The sequence below is a fragment of the Mesobacillus subterraneus genome (genome assembly GCF_023715485.1).
Lineage (GTDB): Bacteria > Bacillota > Bacilli > Bacillales > Cytobacillaceae > Mesobacillus > Mesobacillus subterraneus_B.
On sequence record NZ_JAMBOF010000032.1, the window covers coordinates 1 to 10,865 of the forward strand.

Here is a 10,865-nt window from a genome sequence, read left to right on the forward strand (position 1 = left end):
CGAGAAGAGGCTCCATGTCAAGTGTTTAAGCTGAACGATCAAGTTTAAATGATTAAACCAGGGAGCAATTCCCTTCAGTAAAATCAATATGTTTCATTTAAGACTCTACTATTTGGGGGCTTGACCAGGAACCTCTCGCCTCATTTTTTTGCCTCTTAGATATGTAAGGTGAACCTTATCCCAAGTGATAATACCTAAAAAGTGCCCGACCTATATAGTAAGGGCACTTTTCCTATTAATATTCCTCTTGATTTTCTGCCACTCTCAATTTTCTTTCAGGAGAAAAATCATTATAAATTTTTGTTTGTTGCAAGCGCTCTTTAAAATAAGCATTCAACTTAGGATCCGTACAAAATATAAAACAGCCTTTTTGGCCTCTCGTCATAAGAGTCCGATAAGTATTGCGTATGATTTGATTGGATATTCTTTGTGCTTGTTCTGGGTCTTCTTTGGCTAGAGTTTTGATTCCCTTTAAGGATTGATCAGTCTTGGCACGCTTTGTGTAATCTGTAATTACCTGGCCATTCTCATATCTTAAGTCGGGACCAATGATGACTCCCACGTAATCGAATTCTAATCCTTGGGATGTGTGAATGCAACCTGCTTCATTTACGGAGTTTGGATCAATAGCCCAAATACTATCTGACAGATTCCAGCTTATTTCAAAATGATGTTCAGGAATTGTGATCTCTTTATGCTTTGTATTATGACGGCCGCCTGTTGGCCATTCCCAGCAGTATCCTGCCAGCAATCGCGACTTATTATTGGTCTTATTAAGTTTTTCAATCATTTTCAGCATTTCATGAGGGTCATTAAAAATTCGGAAATCATAGTCCACTCCATAATAATGGGAGTTAGCTGTTTCCTTAATTTGGAGAACATCATCCAGCCATGATATATAAGCATCTGAACCATCACAGCGGAATTGTGATGTTAATTGGCCAGTAATTAATTCAGCATTCGCTTCATCTGCAAATTTCTTGATTAAATCCATGCTCCCAATATCCTTTAAAGTTACCCTTTGGTTTTCATCGATGAAAAATAAAGTGAATTTAGCAGCTTTAATTAGTTCTTTAACCTGATTTTCACCTTGATTTCCATAAAACCCTGACTTTTCATTTAAACGATGTGCTTCATCGACTATAATGACATCAAACTCATTTAGAGAGGATTCTGTAAAGCTGCCGGAGCCCTTGAATAAATTATCAATTTCTGTTTTTCGTATAGTGCCTTTCAATTTAGAGGCATATACATCTCTGGGAGCAGAGTTTTTGGAAACATATAATGTCATTAGCTCTTGATTTATTAAGTTGACGAGCAGATTAATAGCCATTACCGATTTCCCGGTTCCAGGGCCTCCTTCAATCACCATCACTTGCTTTTTTCCGTTTTTTACACAATTAAGGGCAAGATGAAGTGCTTGTTCGTAAAACACCTTTTGATCATCAATCATGACAAATTCTTCATTGCCTTTTAACATACTTGTTAAAGAGTCCTGCAGTGACTTTGAAGGCCGAATCCGACCATGCTCAATTTGGTAGATGAGCTGATGCTGATCGCCTTTTTTAACAAATTTCTTAATGAAGTCCCTTAGTTTTTGGATTTCACCTTTTGTAAAAACAGGTGCTTTATTGAGATGCTCTTTGTAATGGACATCTATAAGAGGATCATCCTCCATTTTTCTATAGTTATGTAAGTAGGCGCAAGGTTCTAGCAGTATTTGATTCTTTTGTACATTTTCGTTGAAATCTTTTATGAGTGCTGCATAGGACCAAGCCTGATAGGACGGATGAGGCAATGTATTTAATCTTCCACCAACGAACGTCTTTACGACACCGTCCTGTGTGGTTATTTTCTCAACCTCAGACCATTGTTTAAGTTCAACGATGACTACATGGTCTTGCTTACCATTATTACCGGCCACAATAAAGTCTACTCTTTTAGATGTATTAGGAATTTTAAATTCAATAGCAACACTGGCATCATGCGGAATCTCTTTGTCTTGCATCACATTGCACATTCTTTGCAATGAATTTTCCCATGAAACAATCTCCTGTTTAGAAGTACGTCCTACTTTTTCTTGATAGGATTGATAAAGGCGTTCAACCAGTAATTCATTTGTTACATCGGATATAAATTCAGTTTTATTAGCTTCATAGATTATCATACCCGGCTCCCCATAATCATTTATTTATTGGATACTTTATTGCGTTTTTCTCCATCTTTCTAGATACTTCTTCTTCTAAATCTATATTCATTTTTTCGGCAAGCTGAAGGAGATAAATTAGAACATCTGCCATTTCATCTTTAATATTTTCTGTTGATGATTCCAATGCCTCTTCACTGCTTTTCCATTGAAAGTTTTCAAGAAGTTCATTGGCCTCCAAAGCAATAGAGATAGCCAGGTCCTTCTCATTATGATACGGCTTCCAGCCCCGATCATCCCGAAACTGTATGATTTTATCTATCATATTCTGCATAAGGTAACCTCCAAACACCATATTATTACATTTTCTATTATTCTATCATTATTAATCTCATATGCGGTGAGATGGTTAATTTTTGTATAGTGGTAAAGCGTGGGATCGATTTACTTGATTACTTTATGATGTAAGGAAGCAGTAGAACCGTCCCTGTGTTTCTGTGTGCTGGTTTATTAGGAATAAAAAAATGATGTCATTAAATATGGTATTAATTGGTTTTGTGTACCATCTTTTCTTTTTAATTTTGTATAATAATAAATATTAATAATTATATATTTTTTAAATAAAAATATTAAATTGGAGGAATATATGGACTATATATATATTGATGAAAAAGGGCCACAAGAAACTATTAGGATGACGGCTCCCTATGATGAAGAAAAGAAAATTAAGTTAGGAAATGATAACATGTATGTTTATGTTGCTAACTTAATCAAGATAAAAGAGGAATGTCTCCATGAAATTGAGGAGAAATATGAAATCTTAGAAAGAGATTACATGTCTTCTAGAAATTTTCTTGACAATAAAAAAGAATTAAAAGGAAAAGACATTTTGGGCAAGAATTTCAAGTATGGTATAGCAAGTCTTAAGGGGCGTGAACTAGATTTTTATAATTCCTTGTTTGACCTACTTCTTGAAAATCAAGTTGATAATTTATTATTGTCAATTAATAAAATTTCTCTCGTTGCAGACAATAGATTATCAGATTGGATTCTTAAAATGGAAGAAAAAAGATTCATAGAATCGCCAAAGCTTTTAAAATATTCTATAGTAAAATATTTAGAAAAAGAATCCAGTAAAAGTGTGATTCAATCTTTTTTTGATTCTAATAAGGGAAATAGAGAAGTTCTTACAGAAATTCAGAAAGACATGAAAGCATTCGTTGAAAAGAACCAGGATATCCAGAGAATGAAAGTCCAAATACAGGATTACAAAAATATAATTCAAACAATAAAAAAAACAAAGCATTTTATTCAAGAAACTCCTTTTGCTGTAGTCTCATTTGATTGGAACAAGGTGTCATTTGACCTTGACTTGTGGATATCAGAAATGTCCCTTGCTAATAAAATTAATATACAGTCTTCAGAACTGATTCTTGATGAAGGGATCCCCTCAGAACCGTTCAAGAAATTAAATTTTCCATTAATAAACGAAAATGAAGATTCTGTTAATCATGTTGGACTTCGGATTTCTGATGTTTTGGTCGTGATTTCAGGAAAATATATTTCAAAATTAGCAACTGATGTCAAGTATGATAAAAATAATCCGGAAAAAAGGAAACTTTTATCTAAGGATTGGTTTCAATTAGATGAAGAGCAATTTGCTTTATTGAAAAAGATGACAAAATATTTTTTTTCTCATGATTCAACCTATTGTTTTATAGTTGATACGTATTTTGATGATGCACTTCTATTTGAAACTTATCTTAGGTATATAAGTTCTTATGAAACTTTTAATGATTTTAAGGGACATTTAGAAGCACATGTAGACCAACATTTTGAATATTTAGCCGGGAAATTCAGGTCCAAATATGAACTGGCATTAGAAAATGATATAGTAGCGAGAAAGATATATGGGAGTATGCTTTCTGGCATTAAGGCTGGAATTGTTCGTCCTATATGAAAAAACTAGTACCAAAGGTATTGAATAATGTAATAGAGTTTTAGTAGTTGCCAACAAGGCATTGAAAATGATTTTCAATGCCTTGTTTTTTTGCCTCTTTTATAACTAAGGTGAACCGTACCGTAAGTAACGGCAAATCCAACATTTGAACTGTTCCATTAACTGTTCACAAAACCGCCACAACCTTGAGCTTTCGACCCTGTCCTTTCCACCCTTTCATCCATATATAAACGGTGAAAGGATGGTGCATTAGCATGACAATTAAGTCGGCGGTTATTGAGAGTTTTGCGGAGTATTCACAGTTTGGTTCGTTGAAGGAGTTTAATAATCATTTTGAGATGTGGATGGTGGATAAGAAGCGTTTTTTCAGTAAGGGTGAGTTGATTGGTTTGAAGCGGCTGGCTCGTTTTGCTGCGAAGGTTCCTGGCGTGGCCAATGCCAAGATTGGGACGGTCCTTAAGGCGATTTATGAGGAGTATGGGGAAATGGGGATTTCCCGTTCTACATTTAAGAGGATGATCCTGAAGGCTAGTGAAATTGGTATTTACACTGTGTATGAAACTGCGCGCAAGAATGGCTCACAGTCTAGCAACCTGTATGTATTCAATCGTTTCCCAATGAATGAACTACCGGATGGCGTTCAATTGAGCCACCAATATAAAACTATCATTCCTTCTGAAACTAACATTAAAAAGAATAATAAACGTGAAGAAAAGGCTGCTGAAGAACAATAATCAGAAATCGGTGAGATAAAATCCCTTGCTGAAAAAGCACCGGAAGACTATCTTTTTTGTCAGTGACCGGATTCCTAGTGATTTCGTCAATCTTGTGAAATACTTCTTCCCAGCTGCAAAGTCAATCGAGGAATTCTGGCGGATGAGCAAGGTCGCTGCCTACCGTAATAACTATGAAAAAGACACGGATCTCTTGTTATCACTGTCTCTCGACTCCTTCAAACAGCTAGTCCGGAAACTGAAGTCGAAGGTGGAAGTAAAGAACCCGATTGCTTATTTTACTGGGATTTTGAATAAGAAGTTCCAGGAGCGTTATTTTGAAGAGCTTAAAGATATGGGTTCGGTTTGTTGAACTAAGCCAAAGTTTTTCCGAGGGTCAATGGGGCGGTTTTCACTGGCTCGTAAATTTTGAAAATATGTAACTAAATGAGGCAGTGGAATGGTCCCTCTGTCTCATAGTTACACCTCACAAACTAGAAAAAAAGAATTAGTATTCGCATAATACAATTTTTACGAATTATTTACTGCTTGGGTGGACCACTGGTGAAACTCCTAATTATTTCGATAGCGTTAGTTAAGTCTTGAGGATTCAACTGACTGCTTGGGGAACTACCACTCTTATCCGGTTGCTGACTATTAATCTCAGCTCTTCCGAATATAAGAGGGAATAGTTGCTCTTTCAACTTAATTTGATCATCTTCTGAAAAAGCAGCAATATAAGGATTTAATGTTTTTAATTCGACTTCCATTTGACGGTTATACTTTTCTTGGGTTTCATTTTTAGTAACTTGACGAGCTGCATATGCAGTAAATGAACCAAGGGCTGTTGTCACAATAAATCTGGCAATCAAAGATGGCCAGTCTAAGTCTTTGCTAAAAATAAACGCATAGACACCAAATCCTATCGTAATTGCAAAACCAGAACCAGTTAACCACTGCCAAATAGTTGTTAATTTTTCTTTTTTATCAGCAACTTCTTTAAAATGACCTGAGATTGAGTTTGTAGAAATAATTCCTACTAAACTTTCTACTGATTTTTTATGTTCAGCCAAAATAGTGTCGTATTCTCGTTGCTTTTCATTTGTATTATCTAAAAATAATTGCTGTTCCTCTTTTAATTTTGTGATAGTTTCCTGAATTACTTGGTCGTTTTGTTCTAGTAATTGCTCCCACTGTTCTTTCGATTCCGAGAGTTGGTCATCAAACGTTTTCTGAATATCTTTCAGCTGTTGTGCAAACTGTTCAGAACGTATTTTCTCTGTTTCGAGAAAAGTATCATGCAATACTGAAAATTTCTCGTCAAATGCATTAGATGTATTTGTGAACTTTTCTGTTAATTGTTCAAAGGAAGTGTTTAGATCTTCAATTTCCTTTGTGATTTCTTCATTTTTTTGTAATAATACTTGTTGTTGCTCTGCTAACACAACTTTGTGACGCGCGACCGAACGCCTAAATGAAATAACGTTATCTTTGATGCCCTCCAACGATTCTAAATCTTGAATAGTTGGAATGAAAATCATATTAGCAATTATATTGTCTATATGATTATTAATAGTATTCAAAGAAGAAGTATTCACTAAATGGGCAGGTGCGTTTTGAAGGTATGCATTTATATGTCTAACATCTTCATTTAGTGAGTCAAGTGTAGGTTGTCTATTAAGATATGGGTCAATTGCACTAATTCTTGATTTTAATTGATTAAGTAGTCCATTAATCCGATTTAGTGTTTGTGTTCCGTATTCATCAAGCTTATGTAATAATTCCTCGTTATTCTCTACTAATGAAAGCGTCTCGATAGATGTTGGTAATGTGCTTAGGATAAAAGGATGGTTTTCTAATTGATTTATTCGACTCATAAATAGCCCCCAGGTAATCTCATATTATTTAACAATTATACCAAGCGTCCATTCCCTTATCCAACTATTCTTAAAATTTATATTATACGAATAGTTTGCAATCTTGTAAATGAATTTTCCAGGCTTCAAAGTCAATCGAAGAATTCTGGCGGATGAGCATTGTAGTAACTACTATGAAAAAGAAACAGATCTCCTGTTATCACTATCCCTTGACACCTTTAGACAGCTCGTCAGAAAGCTGAAGTCGAAGGTGGAAGTCAAGCATCCAATCGCTTATTTTACCGGCAACCTGAACAAGAAATTCCAGGAGCGTTATTTTGAAGAGCTTTATGAAATGCAGGTTTGTTGAGTGGGGAATCTAGAACTCCAACCCGTTACAGTGATGGCGATGACAGGGGAACTATTTTCGCGAAAGATAAATAGTGTGTTAATCAGCATTTTTCTAAAGTTACCTATATATAGATATAAATGTTTAAAACTCAATCATAATTGGATACACAAGGAATGGAGGGATGAAGATGAAAATACTTATTATTGGTGGAGATGCAGCAGGTATGAGTGCTGCGATGCAAATGGTCCGGAACAGTTCTGGACATGAAATCACTGTGTTGGAAAAGGGTGGCGTGTATTCATATGGACAATGTGGCCTGCCTTATGTGATTAGTGGGAAGATTGAGTCTACAGATGAGTTAATCGCTCGCACTCCGTCTACTTTTAAAGAGAAGTATGGCATTGATGCACGGGTATTTCATGAGGCCCAAAAGGTAGACGTGGAAAATAAAATGGTAAGTGGAATAAACCATAGTAATGGAGAAACGTTTAGCCTTCCATATGACCGCCTTCTGATTGCGACTGGTGTAAGCTCGGTCGTTCCAAAGTGGAAGAGTGTGACACTTCCTGGTATTTTCTCACTAAAAACCATCCCTGATGCAAAAGCGATAATGGATCATCTGGAAAGAGATATACATAATGTGACGGTGATTGGTGGCGGGTACATTGGTCTTGAAATGGCCGAAAGTTTTGCGGAGCTCGGCAAGAAGGTAACCATCATTGAACGAAATGAGCAATTAGCTAAAATATTTGATCCAGACATGGCAGAACTGATTCATGAAGAAGCTGTAAGACAAAACATTGTGTTAAATATGGGTGAATCCGTAGAAGCATTCGGTGGAAGTGACCATGTGGAATCTGTGAAAACCGATAAAGGAGAGTATGAAACAGATTTGGTGCTAGTCGCTGTAGGTGTGAGGCCCAATACTTCCTTTTTAGAAGGAACAGGAATCAAAACAATTGGAAATGGTGCCATCCAGGTAAATGCCTATATGCAAACCAGTATTGAAGATATCTACGCGGCAGGAGATTGTGCCACACAATATCACCGAGTAAAAGAAAAGGATGATCACGTCCCATTGGGAACACATGCCAACAAGCAAGGACAAATCGCCGGATTGAACATGGTTGATGTACATAAAACATTTAAAGGAATTGTCGGCACTTCCATTATTAAGTTTTTCGATTTAACCCTTGGGAGAGCAGGGCTATCAGAAAAAGAGGCAAAAATAATGAACATCCCCTGTGGCACTGTAACCATTACAGCATCTGATATCGCTGGCTATTATCCGGATGATAAAAAAATGAAATTGAAACTTGTCTATCATAAAGAGACACATAAAGTTCTTGGCGGGCAAATTATTGGTGAAAATGGCGTCGATAAACGAATCGATGTCCTAGCGACAGCCATATTCCATTCCATGACGACCGAAGAGCTGCTTGATTTAGATCTGGCGTATGCTCCCCCGTATAATGGGGTGTGGGATCCTATTCAGCAGGCGGCTAGGAGAGTGGAGTAGGTGGGAATAGCGTAAATGAATACTGCAACAAATTCGGTTTTCATCGATTTTACCGGCAGTGAATTTTAAAGCTGATTTTTTTAATTCAAATAGCTAACAAAAAGCTTGGGAACATGAACTGCTCCCCGTCAAGTAGACAGTGGAAATAATAAAAACAATCTAAGCGGCTTTAGCCCTGTATTCTAGGGGGCTAAGGCCGTTTAATCTTTTTTGGTAACGTTCATGATTATAAAAGTATATGTACTCATCAATCGCCGCAGATAGTTCTTCAAAGGTCTTATATTTCTCCAGGTAATACTTCTCGCTTTTCAGTGATCCCCAAAAGGATTCCATTGGACCATTGTCAATACATCTTCCGACTCGGGACATACTTTGAGTCATCTGTGCTTGATCTATTCTTCGTTTAAATCCGAGATGGGTATACTGGAAGCCCCTGTCGCTATGTATGAGTGGACGGTCTCCATTCAAAAGGGCTGTTGCCTGATCCAGCGTATCAAACACCAGTTTATTGTTGTTGGAACGCCCAAAAACGTAACTGACGATGGTTCCATCGTGTAAGTCTTTAATCGCACTCAAATAAGCCTTTTTTGCTTCTCCATACTTGAATTCAGTGACATCCGTAACCCATTTCTCATTTGGATTTTCGGCCTGGAATTTACGGTTTAACACATTTTCTGCGACATGTTGAGGGGTTGATTTTTTATAGCGTTTCTTCTTTTTCCGGATTACGCTTTGAATGCCGACAATCTTCATCAGCCTATAGATTCGCTTATGATTGAAGCTCTTGCCCAACTTTCGATTCAAAGCCATCGTAATCCTACGGTAGCCATAGATTCCTTTAACATCTTCATGGAGAGCCTTCATTTCTTCTACAAGTTCTTCATTCTGGCGTTCACGCATGGAAGGTGTTCGCTTTAGCCATTTATAATATGCAGATCTGGCCAACCCCGCAATTTCACAAAGCATGATGAGAGTGAACCCCTCTTCCTGGTGAAGTTCTTTGATCGTCATATATTTCTCCTCAAGGCGTATCTGGCTTATCTTCGCCTCCTTTCTATCTCCTCTAACTTTTTTAAGAATGCATTCTCTGCACGTAAGCGTTCGTTTTCGCTCGCAAGCCTCTTCATCTCCAATTTCATTCTCTGTTCTGGAGAGAGTTCAACTTCTTCCTTTTTCCTCCCACGCTTATCCCGAAGGGCTTCTTCGCCGCCATGCTCATACTTTTTAACCCATTGATATACTTGTTGGTAAGAGACCTGGTAGGTCTCAGCTGCCTTCTGATAATCCTTGCCGTTCTCAAGGCAATATAGCACAATCTCTTTCCGTTCATTTATGGTTGTGTTTCTTCTAGTCATAGTGTTTGTCCTTCCTTGGGAAGTGTCCTTTAATTCTCTATGACTATTATACTTTTTAATCCACTTGCGAAGGAGAGAAGTACTGGAAATTTCATATTTCCTCGTAACTTCCTGAATGGAGTAATCCCCGCTAAGATAGTCCTGAACTGCCGACAGCTTAAGTTCCTTCGAATATCTCTTCCAAGTAGAGGATTCGTCCAATCCTTCCACTCCGTATTTTTCAAACTTATAGATCCAATCATAAATTGCCATATTACTCACTTTGTATATAAATTCCAGTTCCGAAATGGTATGGTTCCCGTTTTCCAATGCCTTTATAATCTTAATTTTATCTTGGAGTGAAAAGGCCCTTTTTGACATAATAAAAACTCCCCTTTAAGTAAACAGATTTTATTTTTTAATCTGTCTACCTAAAGGGGAGCATATCAACATCCCAAGCTTTATTCCTTTAATAAACTGTTCTGTTCAAATAAAGCTGCTTCGTTATTTCAATATAATCTCCATTTTTCTACTCTTCGTTGTCATCCCAATTGACCTATAAAATTCAATGGCAGATGTATTTTCTTCGGTTACTCCCAATTCAATACTATCAACTTTGAGACTTCTTCCAAAATCAAAAACGTAATTAGTTAGGTTTTTTCCGATTCCTTTCTTTCTATGTGTTTCAGCAACGCATAAACTCTTTATATATAATACTTTCCTCGCTTTAACAAAAGTATTTCCGGTTACTTCTTCTTCCTTTGTCACTACAACGCCAACTATATCATCGCTTAAAGTAGCCAAAAAAATATGCTGTTTGTCATCAATCAATTGGCTTTCAAAAGAGACGTAGGGACGGTGATGTGCACCCCTTAAAGTAGAGGTTGAAAAACAACTAGTTTGGAAACCATTTTAAGGGGTGATTAACATGCCGAAAAAAGGCCAAATCTATAAAAACTACACTATGGAAGTTAAAATCAGAGCT

The 10,865-nt window shown here is 36.8% G+C and carries 9 protein-coding genes and 1 pseudogene; 5 read left to right on the forward strand and 5 right to left on the reverse strand.

The features are described 5' to 3' along the window. Nucleotides 1–235: 235 nt before the first annotated feature. On the reverse strand, nt 236–2,167 hold the full coding sequence (locus M3204_RS23205) for a DUF2075 domain-containing protein (RefSeq protein ID WP_251488885.1): 1,932 nt from the start codon (nt 2,165–2,167) through the stop codon (nt 236–238). A 16-nt stretch (nt 2,168–2,183) separates the two neighbouring features. Beyond that, a complete protein-coding gene (locus M3204_RS23210; RefSeq protein ID WP_251488888.1) occupies nt 2,184–2,480 on the reverse strand; it encodes a nucleotide pyrophosphohydrolase in 297 nt (98 codons plus the stop codon). 312 nt (nt 2,481–2,792) lie between these two features. Between M3204_RS23210 and M3204_RS23215 the strand changes: the two genes are divergently transcribed. The 3 genes from M3204_RS23215 (at nt 2,793) to M3204_RS23225 (ending at nt 5,192) form a co-directional block, all read left to right on the forward strand. Continuing rightward, nucleotides 2,793–4,106 (forward strand): hypothetical protein, encoded by a 1,314-nt coding sequence (locus tag M3204_RS23215; protein WP_251488891.1) that lies wholly within the window; start codon nt 2,793–2,795, stop codon nt 4,104–4,106. Between the two features lie 254 nt (nt 4,107–4,360). Next, nucleotides 4,361–4,840 (forward strand): hypothetical protein, encoded by a 480-nt coding sequence (locus M3204_RS23220; protein WP_251488895.1) that lies wholly within the window; start codon nt 4,361–4,363, stop codon nt 4,838–4,840. Between the two features lie 25 nt (nt 4,841–4,865). Beyond that, on the forward strand, nt 4,866–5,192 hold the full coding sequence (locus M3204_RS23225; RefSeq protein WP_251488898.1) for a hypothetical protein: 327 nt from the start codon (nt 4,866–4,868) through the stop codon (nt 5,190–5,192). 169 nt (nt 5,193–5,361) lie between these two features. Here M3204_RS23225 and M3204_RS23230 read toward each other — a convergent pair whose 3' ends face one another. Then, nucleotides 5,362–6,696, reverse strand: a complete 1,335-nt coding sequence (locus tag M3204_RS23230) for a hypothetical protein (protein WP_251488901.1) — start codon at nt 6,694–6,696, stop codon at nt 5,362–5,364. A gap of 109 nt (nt 6,697–6,805) precedes the next feature. Between M3204_RS23230 and M3204_RS23235 the strand changes: the two genes are divergently transcribed. Continuing rightward, complete coding sequence (locus M3204_RS23235) at nt 6,806–7,045, forward strand: hypothetical protein (RefSeq protein WP_251488903.1); 240 nt, start codon at nt 6,806–6,808, stop codon at nt 7,043–7,045. 169 nt (nt 7,046–7,214) lie between these two features. Then, entirely contained in the window at nt 7,215–8,546 is a 1,332-nt protein-coding gene (locus M3204_RS23240) for a CoA-disulfide reductase (RefSeq protein ID WP_251488906.1), read from the forward strand. A gap of 159 nt (nt 8,547–8,705) precedes the next feature. On the opposite strand, the gene M3204_RS23245 is transcribed toward M3204_RS23240, so the two are convergent. Further along, nucleotides 8,706–10,261, reverse strand: a protein-coding gene (locus M3204_RS23245; protein ID WP_251488909.1) for an IS3 family transposase whose coding sequence is annotated in 2 segments (ribosomal slippage) — nt 8,706–9,631 and nt 9,631–10,261 — 1,557 coding nt in all. Because the reading frame shifts where the segments join, the coding sequence is not laid out codon by codon here. A gap of 123 nt (nt 10,262–10,384) precedes the next feature. Beyond that, nucleotides 10,385–10,732 (reverse strand): annotated as a pseudogene (locus M3204_RS23250) (GNAT family N-acetyltransferase); the annotation flags it as partial. Nucleotides 10,733–10,865 lie beyond the last annotated feature (133 nt).